At 44.5% G+C, this 22,013-nt stretch carries 24 protein-coding genes; 12 read left to right on the top strand and 12 right to left on the bottom strand.

Going from position 1 to position 22,013, the window contains the following annotated elements; all coding sequences use genetic code 11:
• Window position 1: 1 nt before the first annotated feature.
• The 3 genes from menH to IEY48_RS04300 all read right to left on the bottom strand — a co-directional run bounded on the left by menH (window position 2) and on the right by IEY48_RS04300 (window position 3,069).
• Window positions 2–793 (bottom strand): 2-succinyl-6-hydroxy-2,4-cyclohexadiene-1-carboxylate synthase, encoded by a 792-nt coding sequence (gene menH / locus IEY48_RS04310; protein ID WP_188917622.1) that lies wholly within the window; start codon window positions 791–793, stop codon window positions 2–4.
• On the bottom strand, window positions 793–2,532 hold the full coding sequence (gene menD / locus IEY48_RS04305; protein ID WP_188917620.1) for a 2-succinyl-5-enolpyruvyl-6-hydroxy-3-cyclohexene-1-carboxylic-acid synthase: 1,740 nt from the start codon (window positions 2,530–2,532) through the stop codon (window positions 793–795). The genes menH and menD overlap by 1 nt, the downstream gene beginning before the upstream one ends.
• A 108-nt stretch (window positions 2,533–2,640) precedes the next feature.
• Window positions 2,641–3,069 (bottom strand): Lrp/AsnC family transcriptional regulator, encoded by a 429-nt coding sequence (locus tag IEY48_RS04300; RefSeq protein WP_188917618.1) that lies wholly within the window; start codon window positions 3,067–3,069, stop codon window positions 2,641–2,643.
• A gap of 171 nt (window positions 3,070–3,240) precedes the next feature.
• On the opposite strand from IEY48_RS04300, the gene yjeH reads away from it, so the two are divergent.
• Window positions 3,241–4,515, top strand: a complete 1,275-nt coding sequence (yjeH, locus tag IEY48_RS04295) for an L-methionine/branched-chain amino acid transporter (protein ID WP_188917616.1) — start codon at window positions 3,241–3,243, stop codon at window positions 4,513–4,515.
• Window positions 4,516–4,521: 6 nt separating this feature from the next.
• Here yjeH and IEY48_RS04290 read toward each other — a convergent pair whose 3' ends face one another.
• On the bottom strand, window positions 4,522–4,974 hold the full coding sequence (locus IEY48_RS04290; protein ID WP_188917614.1) for a tellurite resistance TerB family protein: 453 nt from the start codon (window positions 4,972–4,974) through the stop codon (window positions 4,522–4,524).
• A gap of 104 nt (window positions 4,975–5,078) precedes the next feature.
• The gene (locus IEY48_RS04285; RefSeq protein ID WP_188917612.1) at window positions 5,079–5,630 is read right to left on the bottom strand and encodes a DUF2780 domain-containing protein; all 552 of its coding nucleotides are present in this window, start codon (window positions 5,628–5,630) and stop codon (window positions 5,079–5,081) included.
• 171 nt (window positions 5,631–5,801) lie between these two features.
• On the opposite strand from IEY48_RS04285, the gene IEY48_RS04280 reads away from it, so the two are divergent.
• The 3 genes from IEY48_RS04280 to IEY48_RS04270 are packed head-to-tail and all read left to right on the top strand — an operon-like array spanning window position 5,802 to window position 8,227.
• The gene (locus IEY48_RS04280) at window positions 5,802–6,518 is read left to right on the top strand and encodes a hypothetical protein (RefSeq protein WP_188917610.1); all 717 of its coding nucleotides are present in this window, start codon (window positions 5,802–5,804) and stop codon (window positions 6,516–6,518) included.
• Window positions 6,519–6,541: 23 nt separating this feature from the next.
• Window positions 6,542–7,996, top strand: coding sequence for a tetratricopeptide repeat protein (locus tag IEY48_RS04275; RefSeq protein ID WP_188917608.1), 1,455 nt, complete (start codon window positions 6,542–6,544; stop codon window positions 7,994–7,996).
• Between the two features lie 18 nt (window positions 7,997–8,014).
• Window positions 8,015–8,227: a hypothetical protein gene (locus tag IEY48_RS04270; protein ID WP_188917607.1), complete on the top strand. Its 213-nt coding sequence runs from the start codon at window positions 8,015–8,017 to the stop codon at window positions 8,225–8,227.
• 115 nt (window positions 8,228–8,342) lie between these two features.
• Here the strand turns inward: IEY48_RS04270 and IEY48_RS04265 are convergent, their stop codons facing one another.
• Window positions 8,343–8,675 (bottom strand): hypothetical protein, encoded by a 333-nt coding sequence (locus IEY48_RS04265; protein ID WP_188917605.1) that lies wholly within the window; start codon window positions 8,673–8,675, stop codon window positions 8,343–8,345.
• A gap of 530 nt (window positions 8,676–9,205) precedes the next feature.
• A complete protein-coding gene (locus tag IEY48_RS04260; protein ID WP_188917603.1) occupies window positions 9,206–10,195 on the bottom strand; it encodes a LysR family transcriptional regulator in 990 nt (329 codons plus the stop codon).
• A 125-nt stretch (window positions 10,196–10,320) separates the two neighbouring features.
• Here IEY48_RS04260 and IEY48_RS04255 point away from each other — a divergent pair, with 125 nt between their 5' ends.
• The 8 genes from IEY48_RS04255 (at window position 10,321) to IEY48_RS04220 (ending at window position 18,233) form a co-directional block, all read left to right on the top strand.
• Window positions 10,321–11,526 carry a multidrug effflux MFS transporter gene (locus IEY48_RS04255; RefSeq protein ID WP_188917601.1) on the top strand — a complete coding sequence of 402 codons (1,206 nt, stop codon included), beginning with the start codon at window positions 10,321–10,323 and terminating at the stop codon, window positions 11,524–11,526.
• A gap of 135 nt (window positions 11,527–11,661) precedes the next feature.
• Window positions 11,662–12,273, top strand: a complete 612-nt coding sequence (locus tag IEY48_RS04250) for a tRNA-uridine aminocarboxypropyltransferase (protein ID WP_188917599.1) — start codon at window positions 11,662–11,664, stop codon at window positions 12,271–12,273.
• Between the two features lie 19 nt (window positions 12,274–12,292).
• The gene (locus IEY48_RS04245; protein WP_229786316.1) at window positions 12,293–12,673 is read left to right on the top strand and encodes a hypothetical protein; all 381 of its coding nucleotides are present in this window, start codon (window positions 12,293–12,295) and stop codon (window positions 12,671–12,673) included.
• A 33-nt stretch (window positions 12,674–12,706) separates the two neighbouring features.
• Window positions 12,707–13,345 (top strand): class I SAM-dependent methyltransferase, encoded by a 639-nt coding sequence (locus IEY48_RS04240; RefSeq protein ID WP_188917597.1) that lies wholly within the window; start codon window positions 12,707–12,709, stop codon window positions 13,343–13,345.
• A gap of 142 nt (window positions 13,346–13,487) precedes the next feature.
• Window positions 13,488–14,771: an amidohydrolase gene (locus IEY48_RS04235; RefSeq protein ID WP_373293693.1), complete on the top strand. Its 1,284-nt coding sequence runs from the start codon at window positions 13,488–13,490 to the stop codon at window positions 14,769–14,771.
• Window positions 14,772–14,814: 43 nt separating this feature from the next.
• Window positions 14,815–16,143 carry a M16 family metallopeptidase gene (locus IEY48_RS04230; protein WP_188917593.1) on the top strand — a complete coding sequence of 443 codons (1,329 nt, stop codon included), beginning with the start codon at window positions 14,815–14,817 and terminating at the stop codon, window positions 16,141–16,143.
• Window positions 16,140–17,588 carry a M16 family metallopeptidase gene (locus IEY48_RS04225; protein WP_188917591.1) on the top strand — a complete coding sequence of 483 codons (1,449 nt, stop codon included), beginning with the start codon at window positions 16,140–16,142 and terminating at the stop codon, window positions 17,586–17,588. Before IEY48_RS04230 ends, IEY48_RS04225 begins: the two co-directional genes overlap by 4 nt.
• Window positions 17,589–17,699: 111 nt before the next feature.
• Window positions 17,700–18,233 carry a hypothetical protein gene (locus tag IEY48_RS04220; RefSeq protein WP_229786315.1) on the top strand — a complete coding sequence of 178 codons (534 nt, stop codon included), beginning with the start codon at window positions 17,700–17,702 and terminating at the stop codon, window positions 18,231–18,233.
• 4 nt (window positions 18,234–18,237) lie between these two features.
• On the opposite strand, the gene IEY48_RS04215 is transcribed toward IEY48_RS04220, so the two are convergent.
• The 5 genes from IEY48_RS04215 to IEY48_RS04195 all read right to left on the bottom strand — a co-directional run bounded on the left by IEY48_RS04215 (window position 18,238) and on the right by IEY48_RS04195 (window position 21,944).
• Entirely contained in the window at window positions 18,238–18,573 is a 336-nt protein-coding gene (locus IEY48_RS04215; protein WP_188917589.1) for a DUF2956 domain-containing protein, read from the bottom strand.
• Window positions 18,573–19,037, bottom strand: a complete 465-nt coding sequence (gene trmL, locus IEY48_RS04210; protein WP_188917587.1) for a tRNA (uridine(34)/cytosine(34)/5-carboxymethylaminomethyluridine(34)-2'-O)-methyltransferase TrmL — start codon at window positions 19,035–19,037, stop codon at window positions 18,573–18,575. The genes IEY48_RS04215 and trmL overlap by 1 nt, the downstream gene beginning before the upstream one ends.
• 98 nt (window positions 19,038–19,135) lie before the next feature.
• Window positions 19,136–19,819, bottom strand: coding sequence for a hypothetical protein (locus IEY48_RS04205; protein ID WP_188917585.1), 684 nt, complete (start codon window positions 19,817–19,819; stop codon window positions 19,136–19,138).
• Between the two features lie 71 nt (window positions 19,820–19,890).
• A complete protein-coding gene (locus IEY48_RS04200) occupies window positions 19,891–21,258 on the bottom strand; it encodes an ATP-binding protein (RefSeq protein ID WP_188917583.1) in 1,368 nt (455 codons plus the stop codon).
• On the bottom strand, window positions 21,258–21,944 hold the full coding sequence (locus IEY48_RS04195) for a response regulator (protein WP_188917580.1): 687 nt from the start codon (window positions 21,942–21,944) through the stop codon (window positions 21,258–21,260). Before IEY48_RS04195 ends, IEY48_RS04200 begins: the two co-directional genes overlap by 1 nt.
• Window positions 21,945–22,013 lie beyond the last annotated feature (69 nt).

The following is a 22,013-nucleotide window of genomic DNA, read 5'->3' as shown; positions in this document are numbered from 1 at the left end:
CCTAAGCTGGATGGGATGGATTAAGTAAGGTCAGTAGTGTGTCGCTAAATAATTTAGGGTGAAGGCTATGTATATTGTGTCCTGCAGCTGCTAGCGGTTGCAGTTGTAATTGATCTTTGCCATTTTCAGCCTGCCAATCTTTAGCCACCTGAGCAAATTTAGTGTCATCCATGCCATACAGGTAATAACACGGACATGACAGTTGGCTCAATACGGCTCTGCAGTCTTGTTGTAAGCTAAGTGAAGTGGCAAGGTAGCAGTTACTCAGGCGCTCAGGGGCGTTATGACTGCGTAAGGTGATTAACTGCTGTTTGTGTTGTTTGCTAAGGTCGTTAAATACTGCCTGTTGATACCATAGCGACAAAAAGGCTGTTATGGGTAACTGTTGTAGCTTTCTAGCCCATAAACCATCGCTTTTGGCGCGCGCATCACGTTGGGTGTCATCGGTTAACCCTGGATGAGCAGATTCTAGGGTTAAACTCAGCAGAGAGTCAGGAAAATCTTTGGCAATATGCAATGCAATACGGCCGCCCAATGAATACCCAAGTAAATGAAACTGCTTAATGCCAAGTCCGCTAACTTTAGCAACGATATGCGCGGCAACCTGGCGAAATCCGGGGGAGTCTAATACCAAGTGGTTAGCGCCATGGCCCGGTAAGTCGATGCAGATACAATGAAAGTATTGGCTTAGATGTGGCATTAAAATAGACCAGTCGTCTTTGCTACCCAAAAAGCCATGCAACATCACCAGTGCGGGTAAATTGGGGTGGCCAAAACGACGGATGATGACCATTAGTGTTGTTTCACCCATTGGTTAATTTGCGCAATTTGATCGCTGGCTTGATTTGGCGCGACATTGACTTCGATAACTGATGCACAGTTAAACTCAAATGCCTCTTGATACGCTTGCTGGAACGACTCAATGTCGTCAACTTGTCGATAAGCCAAGCCAAACATTGCAGCACCATAACCAAATTCTAGCCCATGGCTTAAGCGATAAAAGTCATTGCGCAAGTTTTCACTGGGCACTGGCAATAAGTTAAAAATATTGCCGCCATCATTGTTGATAATGACTAGCACAAATGAGCAAGTCATCTGTTTGAGCAGTGCCATTGAGTTAAGGTCATGCAAACAAGATAAATCACCAATAATCAATGTAGTTGGCGTTTGTTTGTCAGCGGCTACCCCACATGCCGTGGCGATAAGACCATCAATACCAGAGGCGCCGCGATTGGTGTAAATCGCAGGCGTATTGGTCGCAATAGGGGCATACATATCGTAAAGCCTAATGGGTAAGCTATTGCCAATAAATAAGGTATGTTGATCGGTTTGGCTTGCTGCAATGGCTCTAACCACCTGAGCCTCACCAAAGCTAGTGTTGTCAATTTGCTGCTTAAGGAGTGATTCTAAAGACTCATTATATGGCAATAATGGCAGTGCCCAATTGGCGTCTGATGAACGCGGCCAAGGCAATTGACAGAGCGCTTGCACGCTGGTTTGCCATACTTGTTTATGTTGATGGGTTGGATCTAAACGGTCGCTGTGGCTTAACACTTGCCAGTAGCTGTGCCAATGTTGTTGGGCTAAATACTGGATCAGACGTTTTGAAATAAAACGACCACCAAACACTAATACTCGCTCAGCTTGTTCGAGTAACTTACTGGCTTTGGTATTTAGCAATAATTGATCAATATGACCTATAACCCCAGGGTGCTGGCGTAATTGTGATTGCGCATCAACAACAACTGGCCAACCGAGTTTTTGTGCCAATGCAACAATAAGCTGCGGGTTATCTGCAGGTGATAATGTTCCCACAACAATCACCCCTTTGCCGTGCACAAAGCGCATTAAAGTGTCTGTGGTGGGTAACTCTGAACCGTTAAGCGCAGCATAACGAGTTAAGGGTTTATTATTGTCAAACCATGCGTTTAGCGGCGCTAAGTAAGTGGCTGTAGTGACACTGGCGGTTTTTTTTACATGGGCCAATGTGACGAGCTCACTCGGGTATAACGGCTCACGATACATGCAATTGATGTGCACCGGTTGATGCTGATTGGCGATTGCATGGTCGATGGTGGATAATAAAGCATTAGCAGGATAAGCGATATCTGGTGTCGGTAAATTCAATTGTTTGGCGTAGCCTGCAAAAATAGCGGGCTGCACAATCGCTTGGTTTGCTCCGCAATCAATCAACTCATTGGGACGATCGCCTGACAATATAATTAAAGGCACATGGGTGAGCCAGGCTTCTACTATTGCAGGATATAAGTTTGCTACTGCAGTCCCTGAGGTGGTGATGATAGCAACAGGGGCGTTACTGGCCTTAGCAAGCCCGAGCGCCATAAAGCCTAAACCGCGTTCGTCAAAATGAATATGACGAGTTAACTTGGTTTGGCTGGCGGCTGCTAAAGTCAACGGCGTTGAACGAGACCCTGGTGCCATGCACACATGTTTAACGCCTAAACGCGCGAGCTCTTCGAGGATTAATTGACCCCATAATAAATTCATATCAGCGCTAGTTTGTTGTTGCATATTGACTCATGTAGAAGATAATTTACGATTATAAGTGTAACGCCAAGTGTGCTTGATTTGTAAGAATTAACGCAGTCTTTTATTGGAAATCTCACACAGCGAGTATTGTTAAGCTTGATTATTAATCCACTCGCTCAGCACAACATGGGTTTTGATTTTAATGATGTCAGCTTGTGCATCAATAAATTCACGGATTTCATGTAATCGTTGCATTGAATTGGCATGAACATAAACCAGTAAGTCCATATCGCCAGTGATCCCCTGGCAAGTAATGACCTCAGGAATGGTATTAAAAATATGAATCACTTCTGCGCAGCGGGCACAACGATGTTGAATTTCAAAGTAGGCTGATACGCCTTGTTTTTGCGATTCACTGAGCAACACTTGGTAGCCACGAATAACGCCGGTTTGTTCAAGTTTTTTAATCCGCTCCGTCACTGCACTGCGTGACAAATTCACTTGTTCGGAAATGAACGAAATACTCTGTCGAGCATTGCGGCGTAATTCGCTTATAATCGCTTTATCAAATTTATCCAATGTCGGTATTCCTGAATAAACGCTAACATGACTTAGCCGTCATACTGGCGGTTATAGATGTATTATCTGTCATTTTGTCGGTTTTCAAGTGCAACTTGCGCTGTTTAACCCGCAGAATGTTGAATCAATGCCACATATAATATCGCAATATATCACAGCAAGAATAACATTATGAATCAGATAACAGGAACTATTGGACGTTGGCAAGGCGCAGGGTTAATGGCCACCACATTGTTGGGCACTGGTGTGTTTATTTTACCGCAGATGACCATTGCGGTGGCTGATTCTGGAGCGCTTTTGGCTTGGTTTATTTTAACCTTGGCGATTATTCCGGTGGCGTTAGTGTTTGGTTTATTGGCGAGCCGCTTTCCTCATGCGGCAGGGCCGGCTTATTTTGTCGAAAAAGCTTTCGGTAGCACGGCGGGCAGAACCGTAGGGTTAATCTTCTTATTGGTGATCCCAATTGGCGCCCCTGCGGCTATTTTAATGACACTGCAGTTTATGAATGCCTTGATACCACTGCATGGCAGTTGGCAGTTAGTGGCTGAGCTGGTTGTGGTGTTATTGCTAATGGGCCTGAATGTGCGCGGTATTCAAGTATCAGCCAAGCTGCAATTTGCATTAACCTTAGCCATTGTAACTGTGGTGGCTTTGCTATTTGGTGCCAGCGGGCTTAACTCTGAGCAGCTTGAGTCATTTAATCAAGCCAGCCACCCGCAAATAGATACAGTAATGGTGGCTCTGGGTATTGGTTTTTGGAGCTTTTTAGGCATAGAGGCGATGACGCATTTAGCCAGTGATTTTCGCCGTCCAGACAAAGACATGCTGCCCGCCATATTGATGGGCACAGTGCTTGTTGGGATCATTTACCTTGCCTGTACATTTTTACTGTTAATGGTGCCTACGGACAAAGCTGGTGTAGCAATGATAAGTGCGTTTGATTACCTACTCAGTGACAGCTTTTTGCATGGTTACGGTGCACAAGTGATTGGGATTTTAGGTATTGCCAGCGGCTTAGCGACTGTAAACGTCTATTCAGCGAGCGCTGCGCGTTTATTGTGGAGCTTTAGTAAAGAAGGTATTTTGCCCAGATACTTTGTGAAGTTAAATCGTCATGGTGTGCCGTTTAGAGCACTCTTTGGCATTCTTGGCAGTATGGCGGTGGTGATTGTACTCACCTTTTATTCTGGGCACGACTTAGAAACGTTAATTGCCTGGAGTAATGGGGTTTTTGTGATTATTTACTTACTGGCCATGTTGTCGGCAGCAAAGTTACTCAGCAAGCGGTATTTACCGTTAGTGGCGACAGGTTGTGTGTTTTGTATTGGGATAGGCATCGCCTTGGCCGAAAACATGTTGTATGTCATGGTGTTGATTGCGGTTGTTGCGCCCTTCATGTGGTGGCAAAAGGCACATTTACAACGTAAGCAATTACAAACGAGTTAGGGCTTTTTAGCTAGTTTGCTGAATAGCAATATTACGCATTTGGATCAGTTCGCTGTGCTTAAGATAAAGTAAATCTGCGGTGCGGCGAATGATTTGATCTTCATATTGCGATAACTCGCCATCGGCATAAGCTAAACGCCACATCGACAACAATAAGGTATGTTTATCTTCGAGGCTAAATTGAGCATTAACTTCAGCTGTAAACTCAAATAGCGATATAGCATCATGACGCGCTTGTTTGGCCTCGTCAGCTAAGGTTTTAGCTTGTTCAGCGCTAATGCCTAAGGTATTAATGAGCATTTCGGGCAATATAGCAGCTTCGGCGTCAGCCAGTTTTTCGTCAGCATAAACCACTTCTAGCAGCAAAGTCGCAGCGGCTAAATTAAGGTGCTGGGCTTTTTCTTCAGGGCTACTTTCTTGTGCATGCGATTGAATAAACTGTTTTAGCTTGGCGATCATATTGACTCCACTATTGAGGCTACATCAATTTAATGCTAGCAAAAATGATAATCCCAAGCGAATGGCTTGGGATTAATTAATGTTAACCAATTGCGATATGGTGCTTATAAAAGCGAGCCTAGGCCTTGGGTTAATAAACCAACTGTGCCTTCGCTACCGCTTTGTTCTAGGTAGTTTTTAGCAATATCAACCATTGGCGCGATGTACTCTTTCGAGATGCCTAACTTTTCAAATGCGTCGTACACCATGGCAGAACCTTGTAACGCTGAGCCTAGGTCACCGGCTTGTGATAATAAGCCTGACATACCGCTGTCTGATGACAATGAAGGTACTGCAGCCAATAAGCTGTCTGCATTAGGAATGCTGCTGGTTAATTGGCTGAAATCATTATCACCTAAATTGGTTTGCGCTAAACTTAAAAGCGAGCCAAGGCCGCCTTCTGCTTGAGTTTGGCTTAAACCAAGCTGTGACATAACGCTGCCAACTAATTCAGTTGATTGTCCGCTGGTACTTGCTTGTTCTGCTGTTTCTGTCGCTGCAGGTGTCGCCACTGCTTTTTTAGCCACTTCAGATGCTTTATCTAACCAACTTGCTGATGCAGGTGTAGAGATAGCTAAGACGGTAAACAGTATCGGTAATGCAGATGCTAATTTCATAATGCTTGTCCTGTAAAATATAATGAAAGGCTAAACTTGGTTGCTATATTACCCTGAAATAGCTAAATGCGACAGGAGATCGATTATTTACGCATTTCGATTGTGCAAATTGACGCTTTTTTGGGTATCCTAAGCGCCATATTTATTGATTAATCGATTATTGGAATTTACATGTCATTGTTTGCTATTTTGACTGAAGCATTAAACTTTTTTCGAAACCACATTCGTCAGCTGGCATCACTGACTTTACCTTTGTTAGTCATCCAAGTGGCAATTCAGTTGTGGCTTGGTAATGAAATGCTAATGGCTGACCCTGAAAACCCTCAATTTGGTGCATCTCACGCAGCCGTGATGATGTTGCTTTTATTGGTGTTTTCATTGCTTATTGCTGCGCTAACGCTGTTTTTAGAATTGCGCTCACAAGGCCATGAATTATCGTCTGGGCAAATTTTAAAAGCCAGCTTACCGTTTGTACCACCGTTATTATTAGCGGGCGTCTTTTCTGGTTTAGCGATTTTAGCGCCTGTAATGATTTTTGCTGCATTTGGACCACTTTGGTTAATTGGACTTGTGGTGAGCCTGTATTTGTTTGCCCGCTTAGCCTATGTCAACTTTATGGTTGTGGTTGAACGCTTAACGCCTTTAGAAGCCATTAAAAAGAGCTTTAGCTTTAGTGCTGGCTCAATTGCATTTAAAACCATTGCAGTATTAATGCTTTATGTACCACTATCGTTATTTGCTGGTGTGTTTACCCAATTAGCTACCCAGGTTGGATTTCCACTACAATTGGTGGTCGAAACCTTGTTCGCGTTTTTAGGTTTATTTGTCAATATTGCCTTATTTAGATTGTATATGGTTAACCGTCAGCCGGTAGAAACCGATAAATAAGTTGCTGCAAAAAGGAGAAACCATTGTTGAATGATACCGCGTTTATTGATGGTTTCTCCGAGCAATTAACTGAAGATTATCGCTTAGCTAAAAGTTATGTACGTGATATTCCAACCCAAGCACTGGTGTATATTCGCAGCTTTACTCATAAGCTTGCCAGCCAGTTAGCTACCCCTCATGGGCTGATGTTTTCTAGCCCTAATTTATACGACCGCATTGAACAATTACACACCGCTAGGCTAATTGACCCTCCCATTGTGCGTGCGTTACACCGTTTACGCAGTGACGGTAATCGTGGTGCTCACCCTGAAAAATACCACTTAACCCAGGCGCAATTGGTCACGATAGCTGAAAAATCGATAACCAATATTTTACGTCTGGTCGATAAACTCTATCCCGTGGTGCATCAACAAGTTTCGCCGAGTTATACCTTTGAGCCTTTTGATTCGTTTGCGGGGCGAGATTTGTGTTACCGCGCGGTGATGAATAATGACGCAGAAGCACAATATTTGGTGGGGATGTCGTTAAAAGCCAAAGGCCTTATGTTACAAGGACAAGAGCAAGCTTTGGCACAAGACGCTGATGTTAGCTCAACTCAAAGCAAGCTGCCGACCAAGGGTGAACACAGCACCGCAGCAGAGGCATTTGCTCAAGCAGGTTATTGGTTTGAGTTGGCTTCACTGCAGCATCACGCAGCTATATTTGAACACGGTGTTAGTTTATTGCACGGCTATCGCGGTGAGGTCAATCTCTGTGAGGGTGAGCTGTTAATTGCGCAGGCGGCCGACAGTGGCATTGTCGAAGCGCAAGCATTACAAGGCTTTTTTTATCTTGTGGGCAGCGACCAATTTGAGGTTGATTTGGTTCAGGCCGAACGTTTACTCACCCTTGCTGCCAATGCTGAAAACGCTGAGGCAATGTCTAACCTTGGAGTGTTGTACTACCAGGCCCAACAGTTTGAAAATGCATTTTTGTGGATTAATAAGGCGGCTCAAGCAGGTTATCCCAATGCCCAGTTTCATTTGGCATTAATGTTGGCTGAAGGCCTGGGCTGTTCATCTGACTTAGCAGCCAGCGAGCAATGGATGCTCGAGGCGGCAGATCAAGGGCAAGTTGATGCTATGCTGCATTGTGGCAGTCACATTTTGCATGACGACAATGCCAGCCAACAGCAGCGTGTTAAAGCTGAAGGTTATTTGCACCAAGCAATTAAGTATGGTCACAATGTGACTGCAATGATAGAGCTCAGTGTGGCATTAGCCGACGGTATTTTAGGCCGTATTGATGTGGTGCAAGCCGCGTATCTGCTTACCTTAGCCAAGACCCATGGCAATGACGAACACTTAGAGGTTATTGAGCCATTATGGCAATCGTTGGCGATGCAAATCGACAGTGTTATTGAGCTTAATCCGAGTGAAGATGAAATGATTGCTTTGCAACAAGCTAAGTTGCTGCTGGGGCCACTTTCAACGAGTTAAAAAGGGAGTTTTCTGATCATGAAAAGCACCGACCCTCGCGAAAGCGGTTTGGTTCATTGGCTGTCTTTAGTTGTGGCACTGAGTATTGCTCAAAGTATTTTTTGGTATTTAGATATTGATGTTGAGATTAGCTTAACGATTGCATACATCGGGACGTTAATCGTTAAAGGCAGCTTAATCGCGCTGTTCTATTATTTATGCTTAAAAGCGTTTTGTTGGTTGTATCGATAGCCGCTGTCACGGTTTTTTAGCCCCGTAACAAGCACGACTCTGCAACAACCTTTTTCCCTAGCACTTCGAAAATCCCCAACGCTTAAGCAAACTGTCGGTAAGCTTTTTTGCCGGGCTAATCAGCCTGGTGTTCGAATGTTCTGCCTGTCGTTGAGGCCTGGCTTGTTCCTGAGCGCTTAAACATATCAGCATAAGGCGCTGTGGGTTCGCGTTGTACATTGGCGTAGTTTTGGTACGCGTGTGCTTGTTCAGCTTGCTGACGACGCAGCATTTTTTTACCCAAAAATCGCAAGGTGAGAAAACTGATTAAGCCAAACAATAATAAAAATGGCAGTAATGTAAGGGCGACTAAGGTCATAGCAAAAACCATCAGTAATGCCAAAATAGGGTTCATACTCGTCACACGATGTTTAAAATTGGCGCTATTAAATGCTTGGTTAACGTTCATGTTGGCTCCTAAATGCGGTTTATCCTATGTCTATTTAACGTACTGAATGTGCTCATCTAATGAAGCTAATCAGTGACAACTAATGACAGAACTGATGGGCTAAAAGCCGTCAGCTGAGGATCCTCGCCTGAAATATGTATGATTGTTGAACATGCAGTGTGCAATATGCGGACATAATATGTCACGTTAAACCTCGTTAATGTTTTGACCTAGCAACTCGATTAAAACTGTAATGATATGAGAAGGCTAAGGTCACTTGATGCAAGTAGATGCACTAATAGCTTTGTCGTGCAGGGCCGATGTAAAAGAGGTTGACCTTGTTTACCCAAATATTTTCGGCTTAACAGGGTTATGCCGATAAAACCTATCGGTAAAAATAACAATATCAGAGGGAGCTAAATCAGTGTCTCTAAAATGATCGCAGTAAACTCAACAAGGCGGTTAACGGGCGCATTTGGCGCAATCATTAATGGACAGGCCCTAGTATTTGAGCCCGCTCAGTCACAAATTTCTTGCTTGAAGGTAATCTGTTACTTTGGCATGACAAATTGGTTGATACGATTACTGGCAACGGCATTATCGACACTGTTAAAAATAAGCTCACGAAACCATTGATGTCCAGGCTCCTGATTATTGCGTTCATGCCATAAAAACACATACGCCATCGGCATAAAGTCAAATGGTAATGGGATCGACTCTAACGAATAGAGTTTTTGTGCATGGATGGCAAAACTCGATGGCAGGGTAAAAATAAGGTCGGTATGCGCACACACACTGGCGGCGCCGTAAAAGTCTGGCACTGTGGTTGATAAGTGGCGGTGCAGACCTAAATTGGCTAAGTGGTAATCTAGTGCCCACCAATCGTTGCCTTCACACCTTACTTGCACATGAGACATGGCTAAGTATTGATTTTGATCCCAGTGACCCGATTCGATAACCTTTAAAATAGGGTGGTTTTGACGGACCAAACACACTTGATGGTCGTTAAATAGCGTTTGGTATTCGATCCCTTCGGGAACATGTTCTATCTTAAAGTCACTTTGTGGATGAATGTCTCTGCCTGCAATACCAAAGTCGATTTGCCCTTGTTGTAAATCCTGCATCGATTTTTCAGTCCACACATATGAATCTAATTTTATCGATGGTGCTTGTTGTAACAATGGTCCGATAAAATACGGAATTAATGTTTCATAAGCACTTTCGACCATAGAAAAGGTAAAATGGCGCTGACTACTGGCAGGATGAAATGTGGGTGGTTGAGTTAACTGATATAAGTTTTGCAGTACTGGCAAAAGCTTTTGTCGTAAAGCTAACGCATGCGCGGTCGGCTTAAGTCCATGAGCTGTGCGTTGAAATAATGGGTCATCTAATGCTTCGCGTAGGCGGTTTAAACTTTTACTTACCGCAGATTGACTCAGGTGCAAACGGTGAGCCGCTCGAGTGACACTTTGTTCCTCCAACAGCACTTGTAAAATAACCAGTAAATTAAGGTCAACACGCGCTAGGTTATCTAGGTTCATTAGATATTCTCAAATGGAAATTCACTTTGGATTTTATATCATTTCTGTTCATACCTCCATTTGACTTATCATAGCGCTCCATTAAGGGTGACCTTTAGCTTGTTTTCACAAAGAGAAAGAATATTATGCGTCGTAACCTATTGCCACTATTGATGTTTATGGTTCTGCTAAGCCCATTGGCAATCGATATCTATCTTCCCTCAATGCCAACAATGGCACTTGATTATGGGGTGTCGAACAGTGAGGTGCAGTCTACTTTAGTACTATTTTTATTTGCTATGGGTGTTGGGCAGATATTAATTGGTCCTTTAGCTGACCGTTTTGGCCGCAGACCCGTCGCCTTATTTGGAATTGTGCTTTACGGTATCAGCAGTTTATTGGGCGCGTATGCGGTTGAATTTGAACTGTTACAAATTGCCCGTGTGTTTCAAGGGTTAGCTGCATGTTCTACCTCTATTGTGGTGTTTAGTGCGGTGCGCGACTGTTACGATCGCAAGCAAAGTGTGTCGATGTACAGTTATCTAAATGGGGCTATTTGTGTCGTACCTGCGTTAGCGCCCACTTTAGGCGGTTTGCTAGCATTGCAGTTTGGCTGGCGTTCCACTTTTATCTTTATGGCCATTTATGCGGTAATCGTATTATTTATTGTTGGTTTCCGCTTCCCGGAAACACGTCCACTTAACACCGACAGTACCGGCCCACTTTACCGTTGGGGTCGTTATAAGCCAGTGCTTGGTGATGCTCACTTTATGTTTTATGCCTCATGCTGCATGATCGCGATGGCTTCTATTTTATGTTACGTATCTTACTCACCCGTATGGTTAATTGGCCACTTAGGTATATCAGAACTGATGTTTAGTGGTTTATTTGGCGTCAATGCCTTAGTGAACGTCGCGGCCTGTTTTGCTGCACCAGTTTTAATTAAACGCATTGGTAATCGCCCTGGTGTAATAGTGGCGTTGTCGTTAATGGTGTTAGCGGCTGTGGTTGAAGTGGTACTGCAATTAGTTGGCCCAGAGCAAGGCGTTGCCGCGGGTATTGCCTTTATGGCGCCTATGATGCTGCTATGTGTTGGCTTTGCCCTATTGCTTGGCCCTGCAACCAGTATGGCCTTATCGGCCTTTGGTGAACGCGCAGGTACTGCAACGGCAATGTTAGGTTGTATGCAAATGAGTGGCGCATCGATTTTAACCGCATTAATCCAACTAACAGACATACCAGCACCTTATGCCATTGCGTTAGTGATGGGTGGATTGTGTAGCGTATTGCTCGCCATAATGGCAATGAACCGTTTAAGCCATCTGCATCAAGAGCAACTACAACACGATTAATTAAATAACCCGAGCTCAGGTTAAATAATAGTAATATCACCTTTAACCCGCAGTATGCTAACCACATTCTGCGGGTATTTTTTTATGGGGCACCCTTGATATAATCTGAATATCAAAGAAGATATGAGTTAACGATTGAAAAGAAAATATTGCACTACTTGCCAATACCCACAGTCAGCTTGCATTTGTCATGCAGTAAAACCGACAACAACTGTTACTGACATTATTATTATGCAGCATCCATCTGAGGTGGAGCATGCTAAAAATACCGTCAAGTTGCTCAAACTTGCATTGCCACAAACTCAGATTTATGTCGGTGAAACCGCAGCCGATTTTGCTGAGTTGCAAGGGTATTTAGCCGCGCAAACTCGGCCTGTGTTTATTGTGTACCCAAATGAGCACAGCCAAGCAGCAAGTCAGGTGGAAGCTGATAATAAAGCGATTATCGTGCTAATTGATGGCACCTGGCGCAAAGCGTACCGTATGTTACAGCTCAACCCATGGTTACTTAACTATCCGTCACTGCACCTTGAGTGTGACGATGAGTCGCAATATGTAATCCGCAAAGCCAAACGCAGTGACAGTTTATCTACCCTTGAGGCTGCGGCTTATACCCTAGCAAGCCTGGAGCCTGGCGCCGATATCACGCCAATATTTGCAGTGTTTAACGCAATGGTGCACCATAAGTTAACCGCTATGCCAGCGGCAGTTCGTCAGCGCTATAATAGCGATAAACTTAAGGGATAGGACTCAAAGGATCGTACTTATGAACACTCGCCTTGTTGGAATGATTATTTTAATGTGTGCTGCCAGCATGCTTACGATCAATGCTCATGCGACAGACAAGCCGCATAAAAAAATGACCCTGTCAGAGAAGGGTGAACAAGCGCGCATTGAATCAGCCGAGCTTGAACAAAGCCAATTGCAAAAAGCCCGTGATGCCGCCAATGCCACTGCTGAGCGTGAACAAAAAGTGTTAGCTAAACATGAAGCAAATGACTGGGAAGCACAGCAGCTCGAAAAAGCGCAGGCGCAATCTGAACAACGTTTAACCCGCGAGCAAAAATACTTACAGCAAGCGCAAGAGGCTGCGGCGCAAACTCGTAAAATCCCGAAAGAAACCAGCGACCCAGCGCAGTCTGAGTAGTTACTATATTTGCCTTGTTTTGGAGTGTTGTCTTTGTCGTCCTGCCCATTGTGTCATCAGCAAACCCTTGCTTTTCATCAAGATAAAAATCGTCAGTATGTACGTTGTCCGAACTGCCATTTAGTGTCGGTACCCGCGCAGTTTTATTTAGATGAGACAGCAGAAAAAGCCCAATATGACTTACACGATAATGACGTTGCCGATGTCGGTTACCAACGGTTTTTGTCGCGTACACTTACGCCATTGCTTGCTCGTACTGGGCTTAATGCCAAAGGCTTAGATTTTGGCTGCGGCGAAGGCGCTGTGCTCAGTCAAATGGCTGCAGCCCAGGGGGTCAGTGTCGCTAATTATGATTTGTTTTATCACCCTGATACTCAGGTGCTTAATCAGCAATATGATTTTGTGTGTTTAACCGAAGTGATAGAACACATTGCCGATGCTCATCAGTTAATCGAACGCTTAAGCCAACTTTTGTTACCCGGCGGCATTTTAGCCATTATGACTAAGCGGGTGCTTGGCTTAGAGGCATTTATTAATTGGCACTATAAAAGTGACCCAACCCATATTAATTTTTACTCAGTAGAGACCTTTGAATGGCTGGCACAAAAACGGGGTTGGCAACTTGAAATCATCGATAATGATGTCGTATTTTTACAGCTGCCATCGATATAAACTCGCATATGTTAATAAATAGATACAATTGTCTGCAGAGTAAATCGGTAAAATAGTTAACAACAGAGGCGTTTCAGGGTAGTTTTGTTGCTCAAATAACAACAAAAATGGACCTTACATGCGCCTGACCTCTCTTGCTTTCATGCTTGTTAGTGTATTTGCTAGCAGTGTTTATAGCTCATCTACCGTGGCCAGTGTGCCTAATGCCGCAGAATTAACCGCTCAAGTTGAAAGCAAAGTCATTGCATGGCGTCGCGATCTTCACCAACATCCTGAATTATCTAATCGTGAGTTTCGCACCAGTAAAGTGATTGAGAAACACCTCAAATCACTCGGGCTTGAGGTGCAAACAGGTATTGCGCACACCGGTGTGGTGGCGATATTGAAAGGCGGTAAGCCTGGGCCATTAATTGGTTTACGTGCCGACATGGACGCATTGCCTGTGACCGAAGTGGTTGATTTGCCTTTTGCCTCTAAAGCAACTGACACTTATCGTGGCCAAAAAGTCGGTGTGATGCATGCTTGTGGTCACGATACGCATGTCGCGATGTTAATGGGCGTGGCTGAAAACCTCGTGAAAGTACAAGACACCCTGGCCGGTGATGTGATGTTTATTTTCCAGCCGGCCGAAGAGGGCGCACCAGAAGGTGAGCAAGGCGGCGCTGAGTTAATGTTAAAAGAAGGCTTATTTGCTAAGCGCAAGCCTGAGCAAGTATTTGGTATGCATGTTACATCAAGCATGCCAACGGGTATGATTGGTTTACGTTCAGGCCCAGCCATGGCAAGTGAAGATTCTTTTACCATTAAAGTACTCGGCAGACAAACTCATGGCTCACGCCCTTGGGGCGGGGTTGATCCTATTGTGGCATCAGCGCAAATCATTAACAGTGTACAAACCATTATTAGCCGTCAGGTTGATATCACTAAAGCGCCTGCCGTAGTCAGTTTTGGGGCGATTAATGGCGGTATTCGTTCGAATATTATCCCTGATGAAGTAGAGCTTATTGGTACTATTCGCACTTTTGACCAGGATATGCGCGCCGACATTAAAGTTAAGCTGGCCGAAATTGCCACTAATGCCGCCAAAACTCTTGGTGCTACCGCCGTGACGGAGATCCAATCGGGTTATCCTGTCACCGTAAATAACCCTGAGTTGGTCAGTAAAATGCGCCCAGTGATAGCCTCTGTTGTGGGCGACAATATGCTGATTGAGCCGGGATTAATAACCGGTGCAGAAGACTTTTCTTACTATGCGTTAGAAACCCCAGGGATGTTTTTCTTTTTAGGCGTGACGCCAACAGATAAAGATGCCAGCCAGGTGGCCAGTAATCACTCACCTGCATTTTATGTTGATGAAAGCGCGCTAAAAGTAGGCGTGCAAACCATGACCCAAGTTGCCTTAACCGCACTGGGCGCGGCACAATAAACCCATTTTGATTCACCATGGACAAAAGCTCAAGGAGCAAGATATGACCCGTAAACTCATCGCTTTGTTGATGACATTAGGCGTGCTAAGCACGCCAACCGTGTCGGCAACACAAGCTGAAGACATTAACAGCTTTACCTTAGATAATGGCATGAAAATCATGGTGCTTGAGGATAACTCAATCCCTAATGCCAACATGTACATTTTTTGGAAAGTTGGTTCGCGCAACGAAGTCCCTGGTATTACCGGTATTTCGCACTTTTTTGAACACATGATGTTTAACGGTTCAAAAAAGTTTGGTCCTAAAATGTTCGACCGCACTATGGAAGCCGCGGGTGGCGCTAATAATGCCTATACCAGTGAAGACTTAACCGTGTATACCGATTGGTTCCCTGCCAGTGGTATTGAAACGATTTTTGATCTTGAGTCTGACCGTATCGCCAACTTAGATATTGACCCTGAAATGGTCGAAAGCGAGCGTGGCGTTGTGCAATCTGAGCGCACAACCGGGCTTGAAAACTCTAACTGGCGCACCATTCAAGAAGCCTTAAAAAGCGTGGCATTTTCAGCGCATCCTTATAGCTGGTCGGTTATTGGTTATGAGTCAGATATCGCCGCATGGACCCTTGAAGATTTACAGCAATACCATAAAACCTATTACGCACCCAACAACGCCTTAGTGGTGATCAGCGGTGATGTAAAGCTTGCCCAGGTAAAAGCCTTAGCAGACCAATACTTTGCGCCTATTCCTGCCCAGGCACCGCCAAAAGCCGTGCGCACGGTAGAACCTGAGCAAAAAGGTGAGCGCCGTGTGTTTGTTAAAAAAGAATCTGTAAGCACGCCAAACATTATGTTGGCTTACCATGTGCCAGCCACTAGCCATGCCGACTACTATGCATTGGACTTATTAGCCTCAATGTTAAGTGAAGGTAATAGCTCACGTTTTTACCAATCGTTAGTCGATAAGCAATTGGCCGTCGCTGCCGACACTTATATGCCAATGTCATTTGACCCAAATCTATTTTATATCTTGGGTGTGGCTAACGCAGGTGTGAGTGCCGACACCTTAGAGCATGCGCTTATTGAGCAAATTGATTTAATTGCCAGCCAGGGCGTGACTCAACAAGAGCTGGAAAAAGTGAAAAACATCAAGTTAATGGACTTCTATAAAACCATGGAAACCATTAACGGTAAAGCCAACACCTTGGGCACCTATGAGCTGTATTTTGGTGATTACACCAAACTGTTTAATGCCCCTGATGCCTATAACAAAGTGACTCCTGCTGACATTCAGCGCGTAGCACAAACCTATTTAATTAAAGCAAATCGCACTGTCGGTGTGCTCGCTGCGACTGAGGAGTCAGACAAATGAAAAACATTACTCATTCAACAATGACCTTGTCGTTATCAGCCATCGCCTTAGCATGCAGTTTAAGCCTAGCCGGTTGTGCAGCAACACAAAGCACCACAACTGAGCCCGTCGCGGCAGCCCCGAGCTTTGTGATGCCAAGCTATCAAAAAGTGACCTTAGATAACGGCTTAACCGTTAATTTAATGGTGCAAAAAGAAGTGCCATTAGTCACCCTTGATGCAGTGATTAAAGCGGGTGCGGTTAATGACACCACCTCAGGTTTAGCCTATTTAACCTCTCAAAGCTTAATGTTGGGTGCTGCGGGTCAATCTAAAGCGGATATTGAGCAACAGCTGGACTTTATTGGCGCTAGCGTGAATACCAATGCCGACGCTGAAGGCACATACGTGCGCGCTAACATGATGACTAAAGACATCGATACAGTGTTAGCCATTTTCAGTAATGTTATTCGCCAACCTGACTTTAACTCGACCGAGTTTGATAAACTTAAACAGCGCGAAATTGTTGGCTTATCGCAGCAAAAAGAAAGCCCACGCGCAGTGATTAGCCGCTACTTTAGCAAGCTGGTTTTTGGTCAGCACCCCTATGCAAACCCAGCGTCTGGCAACAGTGATTCTATCGCCACCATTAATGCTAACGAGCTACGAGCATTCCATAAAGGTTACTATCAGCCTAATAACATGACCATTAACGTGGTCGGTGACTTTGATGTTACTGAGATGACCGCCAAGCTTAATAAAGCGTTTGGCGATTGGCAGGTCACAGAAACCGTGATGCAACCTGATCTAAGCCAAGGCTTGCCGAAGCTAACAAAGCCAAGAGTGTTGTTAGTCGACAAGCCTGATGCCATTGAAACCACGTTTTTAATTGGTGGTGTTGGTATTCGTTACGACAATCCTGATTATGTGGGTTTAACCGTGGTGAACACCATTTTAGGTGGCCGTTTTACCTCATGGTTAAATGATGAATTACGTGTCAATGCTGGCTTAACCTACGGTGCTCGCTCTGGCTTTAGCCCATATTCACAGTCTGGGCTATTCCAAATTAGTACCTTTACTAAGTCGTCGACCACCAAAGAAGCCATCGACTTAGCCTTGCTGACGTATTCGCGTTTATGGGAAAAGGGTATTGATCAAACGACGCTAGACTCAGCCAAAGCGTATGTCAAAGGGCAGTTTCCGCCTAAGTACGAAACCAGTGGCCAACTTGCTGGGTTACTGTCTGACATGTATTTATATGGCATGAGCGATGACTTTATTAACCAGTTCCAAGCGAAAGTGGATGGGTTAACATTGGCTGAAACTCAACGATTGGTTAAGCAGTATTTTCCGCAGCAAAACCTGCAGTTTGTGTTAATTGGTAATGCTACTGAGATTGCCGATATTGCCGCACAATACGGTGAAGTAACACAGGTGAATATTACTGATACCGGTTTTGGTCAGTAAGGACTATTGACCTCAACAAGCATCAAATGGCTCACTGGTTTTTGCTTGTGGGCCATTTTTTTATCTTGAAGTTAGGTTAGACTGAAATGACAGCTCATTAGTTAAGGGATTATGATGAAAAGCCGCCTATTGTTATTGCTAGGAGCATTGAGTTTGACTCTGCCTTTGAGTGCGGTTGCTGATAAGGTTGTATTGGCTGAGTTATGCCCGCAGCTGGTGGGTGAGTGGCAAGGCTCTGCTGCTAACCCCACATTAGACCCAATGGCAGTAACGACCTCGGTGATGTGCTCGGCTGATCAACGTAATTTATACATCAGCGTGAGCCGTGGTAGCCGCTTTTCAAACAGTGAAACATGGTGGTTTAGGCAACAACAAGAAAAGGTGTTGCTGGTGTACGCTAATGGCGTGACTGACGATGTTAGCCAGTCATTAACCTTGTATCGACATGCGGGCAGTTATTCTTTTTTAGGTAAAGGAGAGATTAATCAGCGCCCAGCATTAGTGCAATTGCAATTTGACCCGCTAGCGGCGAGTGTTAATCAACCTCAAGGTGGTTGGCTGTGGCAACAAAGTGCGCATTATTTGGATGATGACAGCGAACAATACCAAGTGGTTAGGGCGCTGAGTTTGTATCAACCTGAGTGATGCTTCACGCCATAAACAAGTAAACAGCAAATCCTGCCCAACTTAGTAGCAATAATCCAAGTAAACTCCAGGCCGCTGCGGTCATTTGAGAATTTGATTCACCTTGATACATATCTGTATCATCGATTTGACGATCGTTACTTTTGGCCTTTAACTGCTGCTTACGGGCTTTATCGCGGTCGCGAGCTTTGGCTTTTTCACGTTTTTTATATTCAGCGATACCCTTTTCAATTCCGGCCGCAATCAACTTAGTTTGCTCTTTGTTTTGCCCCGGCTTTTGAGTCGCTTTTGCCATAGCAAGCGCATTATTTTGGGTTTCTGGTGACGGTGTTTGTTTCATTATTCTGCGCCTGTAAAACCAAGTTGTCGCCACGCTTCGTAGCTGATAATTGCCACTGAATTTGACAGGTTTAAGCTACGGCTATTGGCTGTCATTGGAATACGTAGACGCTGCTCTAACGGCGTGGCATTAATGATGTCCATTGGCAGTCCGCGCGTTTCAGGCCCAAAAAGCATGATGTCTTCATCTTGAAAGGCGATTTGGGTATGTGGACGACTGCCTTTTGTAGTGCATGCAATTATGCGTTTTCCCGGCATTGCGGCTAAAAAGCTCGCATAGTCTTTATGACGCGTCACTCGAGTTAAATCGGCGTAGTCTAACCCGGCGCGGCGGAGTTTTTTCTCTTCTAAATCAAAACCTAATGGCTCAATTAAATGCAGGTGAGCACCGTTATTGGCACATAAGCGGATGATGTTTCCGGTGTTTGGGGCGATTTCGGGTTCGTAGAGTGCGATATGAAACATAGTCACCTTATTCAGCACCATAGAGTGCGAGGTATAAAAACGGGAACAAAGTATACCTCAGCCGCACGTGAGCGTCATCAATCACCCATCAGGTAAAGTTAAAAGCTGTGAATTGAATATTGTTGTTGCCTAAGGTGAGACTCAATTGCCGCTGCGCTAGCACATTGAGTGTTGAGCCATACGGCAATTGGGAATCGATAAAACACCATGGCGGAGTCTTGCAATAAGATGGCTGGAAAGTTGAGTTTTTGGCTGGCGACATTAATGGCCTCCTGGTCGCCATAGATGTAATCAACCTTCTGCGCTAGCAGTAATGACACCCCTTGCTCAATGGTATCGACCAGTTTTAAGGTGGCGCCAAAGTCAGTAAATGAGCGCACTTTTCTGTCATCAACGGCCATGGGTAGATGGGCTATGACTTTATCGGCCAGTTCATTACCAATAAACACTTGTGGCTCGGCTAAGCGAAACAGTGTTAGCGGAATTTTTTTGTCGTCTAAAATAATTTGTAAATGTTGTTTGGTTGGTTTTTGGGGCGGGAAGAAGCTTAAACACCAATCATTGTTGGCTAAATGGTTTTGCACAGCACTGCTATTAATAAAAGTGATCTCTGGGCTTAACGCGCTGTAGGCAAACGCACGCTGCAGCAGGGCGACAGCCTCACCTTGGTCGGCACGATGTTGCGTTAAATAAGGTGGATATTCAAACGCTATAACATCGATATTTTGCGCCTGGCTGGCAAAAATACTACAGCATAATAAACCAATGATTATTCGGTACATACAGTGTTCGGCAATGTGATCATAATGTTAAGCATAGCATCACATTGCGACGGTTTTAACACTAATTTGAATTAATTCGTTGGCAAATCAATTGTTACTATGAGCCCATGAGGTAAACGGTTTTTGGCAATAATTTTACCATTGTGAGCATAAATGGCTGCCTGGGTAATCGCTAATCCTAATCCCCAACCGCCAGATTCACGATCTCTTGAGCTATCTGGGCGATAAAACGGGGTGAAAATGGCTTCTAGTTCGGCTTCTGGTAAACCGGGTCCGTCATCTTTGACCACAATGGTGATGTGATTTTTAGATTGCGTGGTTTCAATTGAGACAGTTTTTACGGCATAACGAATGGCATTACGCAATAAGTTTTCAATTGCACGAGATAGGGTTTTAGGTAAATGCTCAAAACTTATCGATTCATCGATGTTAATGAGCAATTGTTTACCTTGTTGTTCAGCTTCAAATTCAGCGTCATCAAGTACTTGGCTTAAGGTTTCGGTTAGCTCTGCTGTGAGGCGTTTTTCAGAGGCGTTGAGTCTCACTCTTGATAATGTTAATAACTCGCTGATTAACGCTTCTTGTTGTAATGCTTCGTATTCAATGCGGTCTAGTTCTGTACTGTGTTGGCCTTTTTTACGGGCTAACGCCAGTGACAATTGCAGGCGAGTTAATGGGGTGCGCAGTTCGTGAGAGATATCGCCCATTAAGCGTTGTTGGTTGTTCACCATCGTCTCAATGGCATCAGCCATGCCATTAAAGGCGATAGCAAGCTGGCCCATTTCGTCGCGGCGATTAGCGGTTGCGGCATCGACACGGTTGGCTAAGTCACCTTTAGCAAGCGCATTGGCGCTGAGCCTGAGTGAGCGCAGTGGTTTACTTAAATACCAGGCCAGTAACCCACAGAGTAATCCAGATAAAAAAATGGCAAACCCTGCGGTGAGTAATTTGTTGTCTACCAAAAAGAAGAACCATGGCCGTGGATGATTGTCGGGGAAGCGGCCAAACAGGTTGTAGGTTTTACTCTCAACTTCAAATTGATAAGGGCCAAAAATCAGCTCGTTTCTAAATTGATGACTGATAGGATGATTGGCTTCTTCGGCCATTAATTGAAAGCGTCTAAACACCCGTGATACGCGCGTAGTGTTGATGACTTGGCCTGCTTCATCGGTAATATATATCCGCAATGGACCTACGTTTGGGTCGCGGTCACGGTTGAGACGTTGAAGCGATTTATCGATCAGTAATTCAGGGTGCTGCTGAATATGTTCAGCCATCTTTTGCAAGATCCGTTCTTGGCTTGGCGGTAAAGGGGAGCGGTCTTGATTAAGTTGCAGCAAAGGTAGCAGTGAAACCAGCGCAATAATCAATGAGCTGCAAAGCCAAAAGCCCAGCAGCAATTTAAAAAACAAGCGATTGAACGGATTAACCTTCAGCATTATGGGATCCAGATATAACCTTTTCCGCGCAGAGTTTTCACTCTAGGACGACCATCTTGGCGCTCTGGCAACTTTTTACGTAAGTTAGATAAGTGCATGTCTAAGCTGCGGTCAAACGGCATTAATTTTTTGCCTAATACATTTTCACTTAATGATTCTTTGGTGACCAGCTCGCCGCTTTTTTCAATTAAATGAAACAGCAATAAAAACTCGGTACCGGTGAGAATGATCAGTTGTTCATTGCAATAAGTTTCTTGGCGAGTCGGGTCAAGGCGGAGGTCACCAAATTGCAGCATGTCGTTAGACTGCGTATCTTGCTGCGTGGTTTGTGCTCGGCGTAAAATGGCACGAATACGCGCCACTAACTCGCGGTCGTTAAACGGTTTGGGTAAGTAGTCATCTGCGCCAATTTCTAACCCGACAACACGGTCAATTTCGTCACCGCGGGCGGTTAACATTAATACCGGTGTTTGCTTGCGTTGGCGCAGTGCACGCAATACTTCAAACCCATTTAATTTGGGTAGCATTACGTCGAGTAAAATTAAATCGAAGTCTTGTTGCTGTGCGAGTGATAACCCTTGTTCGCCATCGTAGGCCTGGGTTAATGCAAAACCTTCAAGCTCAAGCAGTTGGCTGAGCAGGTCGGATAAACCAATATCATCGTCTATCAATAAAATGCGATTCATAACTTTCCTCTAGCACAAAATAAAATCGGTAAGTTAACTTAACATACCGATTTTCAATCAATTAAAGAT

The sequence above is a fragment of the Shewanella saliphila genome, assembly GCF_014648295.1.
GTDB classification, from domain to species: domain Bacteria; phylum Pseudomonadota; class Gammaproteobacteria; order Enterobacterales; family Shewanellaceae; genus Shewanella; species Shewanella saliphila.
The sequence above is the reverse complement of the archived record's forward strand: the minus strand, read 5'-3'. Positions and strand labels throughout refer to the sequence as shown.